We start from the raw sequence: 16261 nt of genomic DNA on the forward strand, positions 1-16261 counted from the left end.
AAATCCTTATAAGATAGCATTTTTATTGATAAGCAAGTGCGGTAAAAATTGAAATCAGCACATGTTTTTTATTTATATATTAAAAATTTGATAAGTATCCGGGCATTTAATTTTCATTGTCATTTTCATCTCAAATAATTATATTATTTTAGCGGTGCATTTACTTTCAACCACATATTAACTTGTTGGGATTTATATGATTCACAGATACGCTACGTTTATCAAAGCTATTAATTTAACTATTGACTATATTATTCTTAATATAAGCATGGTTATAGCTTATCTTATCGTAGATAAATCATTCATTATGTGGATAAATAATAAAAATTATTTACCTATAGTGTTGGTTTTTAATCTGATATGGCTTTTGTCTGCAAATATTTCGGGGTTATATGAATCTGTATTAAATAAAGATTCTATAAATACTTATCGCAGTGTATTTAAAACCTACCTTATATTTGTAGGTTTAATATGCGTTACCATCATCATCATTATTGGTACCAAAGCATATTTCATAACCCGCGAATATCTTTTCGCCGCCATCGCCTTATTTGGCTTTCTTTTAGGGATCTGGAAATTAATATTCCTTACCATTCGCCGTGGCGACAGGCGCGTTTTAATGGATAAAAGGAATGTAATTATTGTTGGTGCAGGCCGTGTTGGTCTTGATCTGTATAACTATTTTAGAACTAACCCCGACAGAGGTTATAACATGATTGGTTTTTTTGATGATGACCCTGCCAGAGTGAGCAACGCTGAGCTTTTTTTGGGTAAAACTGATGCTTGTTTAGAATATGTAATATCGAACAAGGTGCATGAAATATTTTGCGCCCTGCCCAGCACCGAAGCCAAATCTATAGAAAGATTGATGATGGAGGCAGATAAAAACATGATTCGCTTTAAACTAGTGCCTGAGTATTATAGCTATAGTAACAGGCCAACCCTGGTGCAAAGTTTCGGTCATATACCCGTTATATCATTGCGGCCAGAGCCTTTGGAGAGCGTGCTTAATCGCTTTATCAAACGTGTTTTCGATATTGTGTTTTCTTTGGGCATCTTATTGTTTGTATTTAGCTGGTTGTTTCCTATACTGGCCATTATTATTAAATTACAATCACGCGGGCCGGTGTTTTTTATGCAGGTACGTTCTGGACGCGAAAATGAGAACTTTAAGTGCTATAAGTTTCGCAGCATGAAGGTTAACAAAGATTCTGACAAAAAGCAGGCTACCCGTAATGATAGCCGTATTACCAAGATAGGGGCATTTATGCGCCGCACCAATATCGATGAATTGCCACAGTTTTTTAACGTGCTAATTGGTAACATGTCTGTAGTTGGCCCAAGGCCGCACATGGTAAGCCATACCGAACAATATTCAAAAGAGATTGAGAAATACATGGTTAGGCATTTTCTTAAACCGGGTATTACCGGTTGGGCGCAGGTAAACGGTTTTCGTGGTGAAACTAAAAATACAGAAGCTATGGAAAACAGGGTAGAGGCTGATGTTTGGTACCTCGAAAACTGGTCGTTCCTACTGGATTTGAAGATTATCTTTTTAACCTTTTGGAGTACTGCCAAAGGTGATAAAAATGCCTTCTAAAGGGGTTTATGTCGATCAGCTTGGCCGCGAAGTATACATACCCGCTATACCGCAACGAATAATTTCTATTGTCCCATCACAAACCGAATTATTGTTTGATCTGGGTTTACAGCAACAGATTGTAGGTGTAACCAGGTTCTGCATTTATCCAGCTAATAAGGTCCAGTCTAAAACTAAAATTGGCGGTACCAAACAACTTAACATTGAGCAGATTAAAAGCCTGCAGCCCGATCTGATCATTGCTAATAAGGAAGAGAATGAGCGCAGCCAGGTAGAAGAATTAATGAAACACTTCCCGGTTTGGATAAGTGATATCAGTAACCTGGATGATGCTTTGCAAATGATCTGTAAGGTAGGAGAGATTACTCGCAAGGCTGCAAAAGCCCAGCAAATAATTATAGATGTAACCCAAGCATTTAATGGCCTTAAATCGGCTAAAAAGCAACTATCTGTGGCTTACCTTATTTGGCGCAAACCTTATATGATGGCCGGAAAAGAAACTTTTATTGATAACATGCTAGCCCATTGTGGGTTTATTAACTGTACAGATAAAGGCCGCTACCCCGAAATTGATGCGCCAGCTTTAGCAGCACTTAACCCCGACGTAGTTTTGTTATCTTCAGAGCCATATCCTTTTAAACAAAAGCACATTGATGAATTTAAGGAATTTTTACCTAATGCCAGGATCGGTCTGGTTGATGGCGAAATGTTTTCGTGGTATGGCAGCAGATTGCAATATGCGGTTGGATACTTTGCCGGAATAATTAAAATGCTTGAAAATCAGCCTTAAAGCAATTAATTGTAAAAAAGATTGCGAAAGCTAGCGCAGAAGTATATCTTTGCAATCTCAAAAATAAACGCGGAAGTGGCGTAATTGGTAGCCGCACCAGACTTAGGATCTGGCGCTTCACGGCGTGGGGGTTCGAGTCCCTTCTTCCGCACCAAATGGGATAAGTTAAATTCCGGAAAGGGTTGCTCCACAAAGAGCAGCCCTTTTTTTTGTTTAATCATGATTAGGTTTTGGTAAGTTCCGCTTGATCCATCATTTACCCCCAGGCAGATTTATGTTATCGCCCATACTAATAAGATTTCTTTACAAAGTTTACATTTTTATTTACAATCGAATTTCCCTTTGGTGAAAGATATCAAAGTAATTTCGCCGGATCAACTTTGATATGAAAAACGGCTTAGTGTTTTGCTGAAAAATGAAAGAAGAGAGCTGCATTAACCGTTATTGAATCGTGCAACCACTACCAATATTAATTAAATTATGAAATACATACACCTGTATGCTTTGTTCTTCATGTTTGTTTTTTACACTTCCTGTGTACAAAATCAAACAGAAGGAAAAATCATGATCAACTCCGAAACCAACGGTGTAATTACCGCCCACGGACCTGAAAGGATAACTCGAAATCTCATACAAGATAGAAAGGGCAACATTTGGATTGCTGCATTTGATGGTATTTTTCGGTACGATGGAAAGTCTTTTACTAATATTACAAGTAAAATTAGTTCTGCCCGCTTCTTTTCTGTTTTGGAGGATAGGAAAGGCAACTTATGGTTCGGTTCTATCGGCTCAGGTGTTTATCGTTATGAAGGGAAATCCTTTACAAATTTCACAACCGGGGAGGGGCTTCTTAATAATGAAGTTACAAGTATTTATGAAGATAAAAAAGGCAACATCTGGTTCGGTGTTTCTGGGGGAACAAGCTGTTACGATGGGAAGACCTTTCGAAACTATATCTCAGATGGAAATACCATTAAAGAGGATCGGATAGGGAAGACTTTTTCGATTAGACAAAATAATGCTGTTAATACTATCATTGAAGACAAACGAGGGGGATTTTGGTTTGGTGCAAATGGCGTGTTTCGATACGATGGAAAGTCCTTTACAGCTTTCATCCATAACGGTAAACCCTTTAAGAATGTTCGTTCTATCATCGAGGATAAAAAAGGAAATATTTGGCTAGGCGGAGCTGATGGCCTTTGGCGTTATGATGGCAGTACATTTACCAATTTTACGCAAAATTTTGTCGGTCATATTTACGAAGATAGAAAAGGAAATATTTGGACTAGTTCACAAAGCGCTAATGAAGGCAGGTGTATACTTTCCCGCTATGATGAAAAGTCATTGAACGATAAAGAGCCAACTGTAAGCGAAATAATGTCGAAATATGAAGGTAACAAAGGAATGATATTTGGAATTTTAGAAGCTAATGATGGAAGTATTTGGTTTGGCACTATGGTGGATGGGGTGTGTCGTTATGATGGAAAGACAATAACCTACTTTAAAAGCAAATAGGCTAAAAATTAACTTGAACTTGCTTGGTAAAACCAACTCAACGAATTCCCTCAACAAAACTTTCCGCTTCATTTATATTGATAAACTTTCTTCATATTAATATCCTTAGCTGATTATAAAATGGTTTGCGCCAAAGCATCAGATAACGAATTGAAATAAACATCTAAGGCATTTGCAATAAGTATTAAACCAATTGCCTGTTTGCCGGTTGCAGTAGCTTTATTTTTGAGGGATGATAAATTCATTGGGCTTTTAGCCGGCCGCTCATCACCAAAAAGTACGCCCCACTGCTTGAACATCTCGGTACGGTCGAAAATTAATTTGAGTACTGCTATAATAGGCATGGACAAAAACATGCCAGAAACTCCGGCCAGGCTGCCGCCAAGCACTACACCTATAATGGATACCAATGCGTTGATTTTCACTTTTGAGCCAACAATACGGGGCATTAGTATATTATTATCTAAAAATTGTACTGCCGCAATAACAACCAATACAGTAACCACCGGGCTTAATGAGGTAGAGGATGCAATGGTAAGTAATACACCGATAATGTTTCCAATCAACGCACCTACGTACGGTATCAGATTCAGTACTGCGAATATTAAACCAATCAGGAAAGCATGTTCAATACCGAATACCATTAAAAGGACCCCTAACAATAATGTCATGTAGGTGATCTGAATTAGTAAACCCATTAGATAACTCTTGATAATAGATTCAGTTTCGTATATAATTGTTTTTATCTTGGGATAATTGGTTGGGCTGAACCACATAAAAACGAACTTAACCAGGGTGTCTTTATAATAAAGAATTAAGTAGATATAAATAGGTAGCAAACCTACAAATACAAAAATAGAACTCAGTGTTACGGCGGCGCCACTAGCAATCCCGCCTGCCATACCCAATAAATCATTGCTTTTTTTGTTAATAAAACCAAGCTGTTCTTGAGTTGAATAATTAAATGAGCTGGAAATCCACTTGCTTAACGACTGGAGATGTAATGTAACGTTCTTTTTAATTTGGGGAAAGTCACTAATCACTGTCGCCATTTGTGATGAAAAAAACCAAAAGATTAAACCAACAAATATAAACACCATTAATATTGGTAAAATAATTGCCAGGGTTTCCGGCACCTTATATTTTCGTAAAAACCTGTAAATAGGAATAAGCATAATACTTATAAAAAAAGCCATTATTACCGGCATAAGGATATCACTGCCGATAACAAACAGTGTTCCTACCAATAATAAACCGAGTAATTCAATAGACCTTTTAACTGTAAGTGGCAATTCTTTCATGGCTGATATATTAATGATGTTGTGCTTAAAATCCTTGCAATTCTAAAATTCTGAGTTATTAACATTTGAAATATTGCGGGTGTAAATTTATTAGCTTGTATTGTAAAAGATAGGAGCGCTTTTTGTTTTACTGTTTACATAATTTGATGATAACGTACAACGCAGCGGCTATTAAAATGATTGATAGCAATTGCTACATAATAATATCTAATTGCCATCTAAACACTTAAAATGGTTACCTATGTACGCATTGATCAACTGAAACTATAGAGCTATATTAACCAATAATTTAATCAAGTATAATGAGGTTTTTGAATGGTATGAAAAACTACGGATGAGTACCGGACAGATCAGTGAGACTCATTTAAAAGTAAACTACAATTCAATTGCAAGCAATCACTGTGCAGTAATACAATTAGGCTATATAGCTTAACGTTATTAATATGATTAACTTCTTTAAAGCCAATTAACAGGCTAAGGGAAACTATTTCAGATTCTTAAAAATACATATTTATATGGACGTTGTTGAACAAATAAATTACCCCAAGCAAGCTGACCCACAAGAAACACGCTTTCAACGTGACAAAATTATAGAAGGTTTGTCTGATGCTGAAAAAGTGTGGGATGTGATTATCATCGGGGGCGGTGCAACCGGTTTGGGTACAGCGCTCGATGCTGCCTCGAGAGGATATAAAACACTGCTTTTAGAGCAAATTGATTTTGCGAAAGGCACATCAAGCCGCAGTACCAAACTCGCACACGGCGGCGTAAGGTACCTGGCCCAGGGAGACATTGGCTTAGTTGTAGAAGCCTTACACGAGCGCGGGCTGATGCTCAAAAATGCAGCCCACCTGGTAAAAAACGAAACCTTTATCATTCCTAATTATGAGTGGTGGGGCGGTGCGTATTATACCATCGGGCTAAGCCTGTACGATCTGCTTGCCGGAAAGTTAGGATTTGGCCGGGCTAAGCATCTATCCAAAAAAGAAGTAATTAAAAGAATACCTACTATTCAACAAAAGGGCCTGTATGGTGGCGTTTCGTATCACGATGGCCAGTTTGACGATTCGCGGCTTGCCATTAATATTGCTCAAACGGCACTGGAGCAAGGCGCAACTGTATTGAACTATTTTAAAGTAAGTGGCCTGCTTAAAGAAAGTAACAAGGTAAGCGGGGTGGTAGCTACTGATGCTGAAACAGGTAAAATATACCAGATCAAGGGCAAAACGGTAATTAATGCAACCGGTGTTTTTGCGGATGAAATACTGCAAATGGATATACCGGGCGAAAAGGCGATGCTAAGACCAAGCCAGGGAATACATTTGGTGGTTGATAGGTCTTTTATGCCTGCTGAAGATGCCCTGATGATACCCAAAACTTCAGACGGACGTGTACTCTTTGCTGTTCCATGGCATAATAGGTTAGTTATTGGAACAACAGATACTCCGCTTAAAGAACACAGCCTGGAACCTAAGGCGCTGGAAGAAGAGATTGAATTTATTATGCACACTGCAGATCAGTACCTTATTAAAGCACCAGAACGAAAAGACGTGTTGAGTATGTTTGCCGGTTTACGGCCATTGGCCGCCCCGCAGGATGGCTCAGACAAAACGAAAGAAATATCACGAAGTCATAAGATCATTGTAGCAGACTCAGGCTTGATAACCATTACAGGCGGTAAATGGACAACTTATCGTAAAATGGCCGAAGACACAGTTAACAAAGCCATCCAGGTAGGTGCCCTAACAGCTAAGCCTGTAAAAACTAAGGATTTGCCCATACATGGTAGCACTGAAGATGTAGATCGTAAAAACCACATGTATGTATACGGTACTGACCGTGAGGCGGTAATGGCCTTGTGTAATGAAAACAAAGACTGGGTGTTAAAACTCGACCCGCGGGCAGAGTTTATCGCGGCAGAAGTGATTTGGGCAGTGCGCAACGAAATGGCCAGAACACTTGAAGATGTTTTGGCTAGGAGAGTACGATTGCTGTTTCTTGATGCCCGTATAGCTTATGATGTTGCTCCCAAAGTGGCGGCTTTAATTGCAAAAGAATTAAATAAAGGGCATGATTGGGAAATAAAACAAGTGTCAGATTTCCGCGCCCTTGCTAAAACCTATTTATTAGTTCCTTACCCAGGGCAGGTATAGATAACTGTTGGGGTTAGTTTATAAAATGAAAAAATAAAAAATTATGGAAGAGTACATTTTGGCCCTGGATCAGGGCACAACAAGTTCACGCGCTATTATTTTTGATCATAAGGGCAAAATAAAAGCCATCGCCCAAAAAGAATTTAAGCAGATTTTCCCAAAATCGGGATGGGTAGAGCATGATCCCAAGGAAATCTGGTCGTCTCAGGCCAGTGTTGCTGCCGAAGTAACCGCTAAAATGGGGATCAACGGTACCAACATTAAGGCAATCGGTATTTCTAACCAACGTGAAACCACCATCGTATGGGACAGGAAAACAAGTGAGCCCATCTATAACGCCATCGTTTGGCAAGACCGCCGCACGGCAGATTATTGTGAAGAATTGAAAGCTGCCGGCCATGAGGATAATATCCGCGCTAAAACCGGGTTGGTAATAGATCCTTATTTTTCGGGTACTAAAATTAAATGGATTCTGGATAATGTAAAAGGCGCAAGGAAAAAAGCGGAAGCCGGTGAACTGGCTTTCGGAACGGTAGATAGCTGGCTGGTTTGGAAATTTACCAGGGGAAAGGTACATATTACCGATATAACTAATGCAAGCCGTTCTATGCTGTTCAATATCGTAAAGCAGGAGTGGGATCAGGAATTGCTTGACCTGATCGGCATCCCCAAAGAAATGCTGCCCGAGGTAAAACAATCGAGCGAAGTTTACGGCGAAACCGCAACAACTATTTTTGCTTCAAAGGTGCCTATTGCAGGTATTGCAGGCGATCAGTCGGCAGCACTTTTCGGGCAGATGTGCATTGATAAAGCCATGGTTAAAAATACTTATGGCACAGGCTGTTTCATGCTGATGAACATTGGCGACAAGTTTATTGAATCAAAAAACAACTTGCTGACAACCGTTGCCTGGAAAATTGACGGTAAAATACAGTATGCTTTTGAAGGCAGTATTTTCATAGCCGGAGCCGTAGTTCAGTGGCTTCGTGACGGTTTGGGCGTAATCAGGAAATCTGCCGATGTAGAAAAGCTGGCTTTGAGTGTAGAAGATACAGGTGGGGTTTATTTTGTGCCTGCATTTGCTGGCCTGGGCGCACCATATTGGAACCCAAACGTGCGCGGAACTATGATAGGGCTTAGCCGCGGTACAACCGACGCGCACATTGCCCGTGCAGCGCTGGAAGCCATAGGTTATCAAACAATGGATGTACTGAAAGCTATGGAGGCTGATTCGGGCATGAAGATTAAAGAATTGCGGGTAGACGGCGGCGCAACCGCAAATAACCTGCTGATGCAGTTTCAGTCCGACTTACTAAACTGTAAAGTGATCAGGCCGGAAGTGGTGGAAACAACAGCTTTAGGTGCAGCATATTTAGCGGGCCTGGCCGTGGGCTTTTGGAAGGATATTGCCGAGATCCAACAATTATGGAAAGTGGAAAAGGAATTTGTTCCGGATGCCGACGAACCCAAGGTTCAGGAAGGAATTAAAGGCTGGAAAAAAGCAATCCATGCAGCGCAGGCAGCAGAGGATGTGCTTTCAGATAAAAAATAATAGCATAGCGTTTAATCATTATTCACTTAATTTAAAGCGTATGACCCCATTTATGGCCGAGTTTCTCGGCACCATGTTGATGATACTTTTAGGCGATGGCGTGGTAGCCAACGTACTTTTAAATGATACCAAAGGAAATAACAGCGGCTGGCTGGTTATTTGTATGGCCTGGGGCTTTGCCGTTTTTGTTGGGGTTGTAGTGGCGGGCCCATATAGTGGGGCACATTTTAACCCGGCTATTACTATCGGTTTGGCTGTTGCAGGTAAATTTCCGTGGGCTAATGTTTTGCCGTATATCTGCGCACAGATGCTGGGCGCAGCTGCCGGCGCCTTTTTAGTTTGGGTAATGTACTTCGATCACTTTAAACGAACCAAAGACCCGGCTGCTATTTTAGCTGTATTTGCTACCGGCCCCGCCATCCGTAATTATAAAGTGAATTTATTTAGCGAAGTTTTAGGTGCTTTTGTGTTGCTGCTCATGATCTTTTATACAACAGGTGGAGAGATTACAGCCACTAAAACACCCATTGGTTTGGGTTCTATCGGGGCACTACCTGTGGCCATTTTAGTTATAGTGATCGGGCTTTCGCTTGGCGGTACTACCGGTTATGCCATAAACCCCTGTCGTGATTTGGGTCCGCGTATGATGCATGCTATTTTACCAATCAGCAATAAAGGTTCCAGTGATTGGGCGTATGCCTGGGTACCAGTTATAGGGCCTGTTATGGGTACAGTTATTGCAGCATTATTGTATCTGCAGTTACATCCATAGTTTAATCAGTTCTATCTTCTAATACAAATAATATGAAAATGATACTTAAAGCAGGCCTTTTGGTACTGCACGGGCTAATTTATTTATATCTTATTGTTTGATTATCAATTAAATAATTCAGTTTTTTAAGTACTGCTCTCCATGATGCGTAGTATTTTAAAGCCATTTACTAAATAAGCAGGCGGCTTTTTTTAAGAAACCCTGTCTTCTTATCTCACCGTAGCCGCAAACTCAGACGGGCGCATATTAGCTACCTGCTGAAAGGTGTTACTGAATGCCGATATACTTTGGTAGCCGGTATCGTAAGCAATCTGGCTTAAGGTTAAGTCGGTTTGCAGCATTAACTCAACAGCTTTTACGATGCGCACTTGTTTAAGATATTGTAAAAACGAGATACTTAACACGGTTTGAAAAAGGCGCGAAAGTGTACGCTCGCCTATACCGAACTTGCTGCTAACAATTTGCAAGGTAAGCGGCTGCGCAACATGGTCATATAAATAACGCAGGATAGGCCGTAATCTGTCGTTAGTGGTTGTTGGTAAAACAATAGGCACATTTTGCGGACTAAGATTGGGCAGTATATTTTTGATAGCCATTAAAAATGCGTAGTCATTACTGCTCGGTTTAATGTTCTCCTGGTAGTTTTCGGTGTAATGTATCATTTCATGCAACAAGTTATTTACCGGATATATACCTGTATGCTGGTAAAAAATATGCTTATCATCATCTGGGTAATAAATATTACGTATAACTGCACTTTCTGAGTGCCTTACCTGTAAAAAATGATCGATACCGGGCGGAATCCAGATGTAGTGCCTTGCTGGTATAACAAAAGTGTTGCCCACAAAATGAACATAGGCAATACCGCCTTCCACGTATGATAATTGCCCCTTTTTGTGATTATGCACCGGAAATCTGCGTTCGGATTTCTGGTGCATAACATATACTGACTGGCGATACTTATCGATCTCAATAAACTGCTCTGCTGAAATTAAGTGCTGCATAATTACTTGGCTGGAATCATCAAATATTAGGCAATATACATCAAAATATGCGCAATTGCCAAAGGTAAATTTGTATCATAAAATTTATGATATATTATTTTAATAAGCGGTTGTTTCTTTTAGCAGTGGTAGTACTATTGGCAACAGGGGCATTTGCGCAGCAACACGGCGTTGCTGGTACCGCTGTAAACCTTGCTTTACCGCAGGTTTGGGAAAAAGCTGTACAGTACAACAGAACTATACAAATACAGCAACTGCATGTACAAAGTAATGAAGAAGCTGTAAAAGATGCCAAGGCAGAGCGCCTGCCCGATATTAATGTATCTGGTGAATACGCCAGGGTGAGTAATATGCCGATGTTTGAGAATGGCATTTTTCATACCCCAACACAGTACCCGGTGCTGCATACTTATTATAAGGCAGGTGGCGATGCTTACTTTAATATTTACAGTGGTAACAAAACCAATTTAAAAATTGAAGAGCAGCAAACTATTGGCAAAATAAGGGAGCAACAGAAAAACCTGACCATATCTGAAATTAAACTTCGCGCGTCTGGCTATTTTTTGGATCTGCAACGCAGCATCATCTTTAAGCAGTTAATGCTGAACCATATTGCCGAGCAGGAAAAGCAGCTGGAAAAAATTAAACAGATGCAAAAGAACGGCGTGGTTTTAAAAAGCGATGTACTGCGTGCCGAGTTGCAATTATCGCAACAAAATCTTACGCTTACTACCATTGAGAATGATATTGCCATTGCCAATCAAAAGCTTAATATCATGATCGGCGAGCCCGATGACCTGGTGGTTACCCCGGTAAATGCTGATGGGATTGATTCGGTCACTGTTAAGTCTTATACCGATTATCTTAATGATGCGCAGGGCCATTCTTTCCAAAACAAAATTTCGGAGCAGGAAACCAATTTGCGCCGTTTACAGCTTAAAGATGTAAAAGCTAATTTATCGCCCAAAATTGGCTTGTTTGCTAATTATACCTATAGCTATCCGCAAATTATGTTATACCCTTACGGCGGCTATTTATATGGTTTAGGATTTGCCGGAGTGCAGGCATCGTTTCCAATCTCTGCTTTTTACCATAATAAACACAAGGTAAAGGCTTCTGAAATTGAGTTTAAACAACAGGAAATAGAGCATCTGGATACACAGGATAATGTAAGGCAGCAGGTTAATGAGGCCTACCTGCGTTATAAAGAAGCCATTAACCGCATTAATGTAGCCCAAACTAATATTAAACAGGCTACAGAAAATTCCAGGATCATTAACAACACATACTTTAATCAAACTTCATTGGTAACCGACCTGTTGGAAGCCAATACGCAGTTACTACAAACACGGTTCGACCTGGCTTCGGCACAGATAAGCGCACAGATGCAGTATTACAAGCTACAAGAAGTTATAGGAAATCTTTAATCATGAGCACCTCTAATCAATACACCCAAACAGATAAACTAATTACCCGTATAACGGCCTGGGTAGCAGGAATAATTTTGATAGGCCTGGTAATATGGGGCGGCATATCTTTATACAATTTGTATTTGTATGAAGAAACCAATGATGCCCAGGTACAGGAATATATTAACCCGGTAATCAGCCGTGTGGCCGGTTATATCCGCGAGATCCGTTACGAAGAAAATCAGGACGTTAAAAAAGGGGATACGCTGATCATAATTGACAACAGTGAATATACCATTCAACAACAGGAAGCAGAAGCCGCCCTGGCCAATGCGCGTGCCCAGGTACCGGTGTTGAGCAGTAACGTGGAAACATCAACCAAAACTTCGCAAATTAGCCAGTCGCAAATTGCGGCAGCCAAGGCTAAGCTGGTGAATAAACAGCAGGAATACGATAGGTACAAGAAGTTGTACGATGTAGAATCTGCTACCAGGCAACAACTGGATAATGTGCAAGCAGCATTGGATGTAGCCAAGTCAGATTACCAATCAGCGCAGGTAAGCTACCAGGCTTCATTATCTAAAATAACAGATGCAAGAGCGCAAAATGCAGTGTTACAGGCCGAAATTAAAAGGAGGGAAGCTGTTGTTGGCCGTAATAAACTGAATGTTGATTATACCATTATTACAGCACCCTATAATGGTAAAATGGGCCGCCGTACTATACAACAAGGGCAAGCCATACAAGCGGGACAAACCCTGGCTTTTATTGTTGACAAGGATGCCGGTAAATGGGTAATTGCCAATTTTAAAGAAACCCAGGTAAGGCACATGAAGGTGGGCGACGATGCCGAGATTGAAGCCGATGCATATCCCGATCAGCAATTTAAGGGGCATATCGTTTCCTTATCGCCGGCTACAGGTTCGAGTTTTTCTTTATTACCTCCCGATAACTCTACAGGTAACTTTGTGAAAATAGTACAGCGTATCCCGGTACGGATCAGGCTGACCGATGATGTTAATACCATAGCACCTTTACGTGCAGGCATGAACACCAGCGTGATCATCCGTAAAAAATAAATCATGGAAACGGGTAAAATAATGCCGGTTTTTAAAGGATGGGCTTCCGAATGGCTTATCCGGTTTGCCATTTTTATGGTGGTTGTACCGTCGCTTGGCTTGTTCGGCTTGTCTACAGCCAATGGGGGCGCGGCCGCAGGTTTTTACGGAATTGAACCTGCAGATGTGCAGTATTCCATGGTGATATTTTATGCCGCCGTTGCCAGCTTTTTTGCCTTAGAACGCCGGTTCTTTAGCTTTATCGCCGTAAAACAGTACCTTATTATTTCTACAGTAGTTCAGGTAGTTACTTCTTACATTTGTTTTAGTACCCGTAACCTTCACGTTCTGTTTACGTTCCGTTTTATACAAGGCATGGCTAATTGTGCCAGTACCAGTATTTGCATTACGCTAATTTTCAGCAGGCTTAAAAGCGAGCGTGCCCGCGAGATTGGCTATTCCTTGTTTTATGGCTTGTTACTTTGCATTACACCGCTTACTACATTGGTAACAGCAGGGGTTGTAGATGCTTTTAATTACAATGTACTGTACAAATTCATCATCTACTTTTATGTGCCGGGTGCAATTTTACTTTTTATAATGATGAATGATGTACGGCTCGACAGGAAATTCCCTCTTTATCAGGTAGACTGGCCCAGCTTTATTATTTACGCTCTAATGCTAAGCCTTATTGGGTACGTGCTGCTTTATGGCCAGCAATATTACTGGTTGCAAGACAAGCGTATTCTATGGTCGGTTATAGCTATTGTGATTTTATTAGCCATTCATATTGTAAGGCAACTGAGCTTAAAGCGCCCCTATTTAACGCTCGAAGTTTTTAAATACCGTAACTTTTCGGTAGGCTTAATGCTCATCTTCGTGCTTTATATTTGCCGCGGTGCGTTGGGTATTACTACAACTTATTTTGCGGCTGTTTTAGGTATGGATCCCTTCCATTTGGCCAATATGCTTGTTGCAAACATGTTGGGGATATTTGTGGGGGTGATTATATCGTCAAGGATGTTATTGATGCATCGGCCTATGCGCTTTATCATTATGCTGGGCTTTGCGTTTATGCTGGTTTTTCATGTATGGATGTGCTTTTTGTTCGATATCCAGGCCAACGCCACAGAATTTATTATACCGTTGATTGTGCAGGGTTTAGGTGCAGGGTTGTTGATGGCGCCGCTTATTATTTTTACGGTATCATCTGTGCCAACTCATTTGGGTAGTACCGCATCAGCAACCGGGGTATTCTTTCGGTTTGCAGGTTTTTGTTCGAGCATTGCGTTTATTAACTACTTTTCGCTTTTTAACCAAAGTGCGCATTATAATCGCTTTCAACAGTTAATTTCCGATGTCGATCCTGCCACCGTACAACGTATTGCCGGTTATAAACAAGCGTTAATAGGCCGTGGCATGGCTGCCGATCAGGCTGCTAAGGCCGCTAGTGGGTTAGTGGTACGCTCGGTAAATGCACAAACCTTAATGCGTTACAGTATGGATTATTATCAGCTCATTAGCTGGGTAATCCTGGTCGTTATTTTATTGGTTGCCGTTTATCCTTACATCAACCGTACTAAAATCAACCTCGAAGACAATCAGCCTGCACCGGCTTCTTATTAAAGCACTACTAACTAAATTAAATGAAAAAGGTGATGTGCATTTGCTCATCACCTTTTCTACTATTCAATGTCAAGGTAAATTATTTGCCAGCCGGTGCCAAGGTAGCCTTTACCTCTCCACAGTCGGGCATAGTTTTACCGTAATAAGGGTTCTGAATGGTTTTGTTTTCGCTTAACCAGTATGCTTTTTTCATTGGGCAATATTGCTCGTAAAGTACAGTGCTGTTTGCCTTTAATCCGCTTAATACAGTGTACATGTTTTTAGATAAGCTTTCGAAATGTTCACGCTGATGATCTATCGCAACGCTTTCGCTGATATGGCGGCTGTCGAATTTTAGTTTCTCCAGGTTGGCCGATAATAGCTTCTGTTGTGCCGGTTTCAGGCTTTTATCAGCAGGGGCAGATAATGCAGTTAATAGCACCGCTGCCTTAGCTTTAGCCACGGTAGCATCGCTGGCTACCAGGGCGTTTTTTAATCCCAAATATGCCTGGGCTATTTTATCAACTGATGTGCTTTGTGCATTGGCCTGTGTTGCTGCAAATGCGAATACAAGTGCTATGGAAAGGGTTTTTAATGTTTTCATTGGGTTTAATATTTATTAAATGCTAATTTATTGTTTTTCTACCGAAGTTTCCCAACCATCATATTCGCCATCACATTTTGCAGCAAGTTTCCATAACATGATCACATAATCATCTATGCTGTTATAATCAACTTTATCTATGCGCGAAATTTGTAATCGATAAGGAGTGTCACCTAAATCCTTGTCGTAATTATTGGTAACAATGTTAAAGCCCTCTTCGGCTATTTTGCTAAGAAACAAATCTCTGCCCGTTTCAGTTTTAAAAAAAAGCCAATGATCTACCTGTCGTTCTTTAGTTAATGGGTCTCCATTTTTTTCTAAACTATTAATTACTCTGCGATTTTGTATCGACTGCATTTGAGAAGGCAACGGATATAAAAAATCCAGGTAACATTTCCAGTCTGTATCCTCATTTGTTCCAAAATCATATTCGTAACCAGGAAATGCTACCATGGCTTCTGATATTGTTTTGTCTATTAACATTGTGTCGCCCACATAAAAGTAAAAATCGCGACTGCCATTAGAAGTTGTTCGTCCTGCAAATATGGCTTTTCTCGCCTCTGTCATAAAATCGACAAGCCGGTCTTCTATATCTCCTAATGAATTTAATTCCTCTTCGGTGGAAAGCCCTTCCGGATTTGGGTTTTTCATTTTAACGGATACGGAAACTATATGAGTTTTATTATTTACAGGAGCAATCTTTCTAAGACCTAAGTCAACCATAATAGAACCCGGTAAATCATTTATATTAGTTAGATAGAAATCCCATTCTTCCTGATGCCTTTTAGCTGCTGTTTTGTTAGCATCTGTTGGTCGATTTTTTCCTTTGAAAATTTTATCAAAAAAGCCCATATGTGTTTGTGAGATGTTTAGAATACTTAAAACTACTAAAACATAT

The 16261-nt window shown here is 40.3% G+C and carries 13 protein-coding genes and 1 tRNA gene; 10 read left to right on the plus strand and 4 right to left on the minus strand.

Annotated features, from left to right (window positions below; all coding sequences use genetic code 11):
- Positions 1-196 precede the first annotated feature (196 nt).
- The 4 genes from RG47T_RS07750 to RG47T_RS07765 all read left to right on the plus strand — a co-directional run bounded on the left by RG47T_RS07750 (position 197) and on the right by RG47T_RS07765 (position 3905).
- Entirely contained in the window at positions 197-1600 is a 1404-nt protein-coding gene (locus RG47T_RS07750) for an undecaprenyl-phosphate glucose phosphotransferase (protein WP_074488885.1), read from the plus strand.
- Positions 1590-2390 carry a helical backbone metal receptor gene (locus RG47T_RS07755; protein WP_074488886.1) on the plus strand — a complete coding sequence of 267 codons (801 nt, stop codon included), beginning with the start codon at positions 1590-1592 and terminating at the stop codon, positions 2388-2390. Before RG47T_RS07750 ends, RG47T_RS07755 begins: the two co-directional genes overlap by 11 nt.
- 69 nt (positions 2391-2459) lie before the next feature.
- Positions 2460-2544: transfer RNA gene (locus tag RG47T_RS07760), tRNA-Leu, on the plus strand.
- A 326-nt stretch (positions 2545-2870) separates the two neighbouring features.
- A complete protein-coding gene (locus tag RG47T_RS07765) occupies positions 2871-3905 on the plus strand; it encodes a ligand-binding sensor domain-containing protein (RefSeq protein ID WP_074488887.1) in 1035 nt (344 codons plus the stop codon).
- Positions 3906-4018: 113 nt separating this feature from the next.
- On the opposite strand, the gene RG47T_RS07770 is transcribed toward RG47T_RS07765, so the two are convergent.
- Positions 4019-5206 (minus strand): AI-2E family transporter, encoded by a 1188-nt coding sequence (locus tag RG47T_RS07770; protein WP_083627335.1) that lies wholly within the window; start codon positions 5204-5206, stop codon positions 4019-4021.
- A gap of 515 nt (positions 5207-5721) precedes the next feature.
- Here RG47T_RS07770 and RG47T_RS07775 point away from each other — a divergent pair.
- From RG47T_RS07775 to RG47T_RS07785, 3 genes are read left to right on the plus strand one after another with little or no spacing between them, the layout of a single operon-like run.
- Positions 5722-7359 carry a glycerol-3-phosphate dehydrogenase/oxidase gene (locus RG47T_RS07775; protein ID WP_074488888.1) on the plus strand — a complete coding sequence of 546 codons (1638 nt, stop codon included), beginning with the start codon at positions 5722-5724 and terminating at the stop codon, positions 7357-7359.
- A gap of 43 nt (positions 7360-7402) precedes the next feature.
- The gene (gene glpK, locus RG47T_RS07780; RefSeq protein ID WP_074488889.1) at positions 7403-8911 is read left to right on the plus strand and encodes a glycerol kinase GlpK; all 1509 of its coding nucleotides are present in this window, start codon (positions 7403-7405) and stop codon (positions 8909-8911) included.
- 40 nt (positions 8912-8951) lie between these two features.
- On the plus strand, positions 8952-9683 hold the full coding sequence (locus RG47T_RS07785) for an MIP/aquaporin family protein (protein WP_074488890.1): 732 nt from the start codon (positions 8952-8954) through the stop codon (positions 9681-9683).
- A 209-nt stretch (positions 9684-9892) separates the two neighbouring features.
- Here the strand turns inward: RG47T_RS07785 and RG47T_RS07790 are convergent, their stop codons facing one another.
- Positions 9893-10687, minus strand: coding sequence for an AraC family transcriptional regulator (locus tag RG47T_RS07790; RefSeq protein WP_074488891.1), 795 nt, complete (start codon positions 10685-10687; stop codon positions 9893-9895).
- 86 nt (positions 10688-10773) lie between these two features.
- On the opposite strand from RG47T_RS07790, the gene RG47T_RS07795 reads away from it, so the two are divergent.
- From RG47T_RS07795 to RG47T_RS07805, 3 genes are read left to right on the plus strand one after another with little or no spacing between them, the layout of a single operon-like run.
- Positions 10774-12114 carry a TolC family protein gene (locus RG47T_RS07795; RefSeq protein ID WP_074488892.1) on the plus strand — a complete coding sequence of 447 codons (1341 nt, stop codon included), beginning with the start codon at positions 10774-10776 and terminating at the stop codon, positions 12112-12114.
- Positions 12115-12116: 2 nt separating this feature from the next.
- Complete coding sequence (locus RG47T_RS07800) at positions 12117-13175, plus strand: HlyD family secretion protein (RefSeq protein ID WP_074488893.1); 1059 nt, start codon at positions 12117-12119, stop codon at positions 13173-13175.
- Positions 13176-13178: 3 nt separating this feature from the next.
- The gene (locus tag RG47T_RS07805; RefSeq protein WP_074488894.1) at positions 13179-14780 is read left to right on the plus strand and encodes an MFS transporter; all 1602 of its coding nucleotides are present in this window, start codon (positions 13179-13181) and stop codon (positions 14778-14780) included.
- A 79-nt stretch (positions 14781-14859) separates the two neighbouring features.
- On the opposite strand, the gene RG47T_RS07810 is transcribed toward RG47T_RS07805, so the two are convergent.
- Complete coding sequence (locus RG47T_RS07810) at positions 14860-15363, minus strand: DUF3347 domain-containing protein (protein WP_074488895.1); 504 nt, start codon at positions 15361-15363, stop codon at positions 14860-14862.
- A gap of 27 nt (positions 15364-15390) precedes the next feature.
- Positions 15391-16215: a DUF695 domain-containing protein gene (locus RG47T_RS07815; protein WP_074488896.1), complete on the minus strand. Its 825-nt coding sequence runs from the start codon at positions 16213-16215 to the stop codon at positions 15391-15393.
- Positions 16216-16261 lie beyond the last annotated feature (46 nt).

Source organism: Mucilaginibacter polytrichastri (assembly GCF_001911425.1).
In the GTDB taxonomy this organism is placed as follows: Bacteria; Bacteroidota; Bacteroidia; order Sphingobacteriales; family Sphingobacteriaceae; genus Mucilaginibacter; species Mucilaginibacter polytrichastri.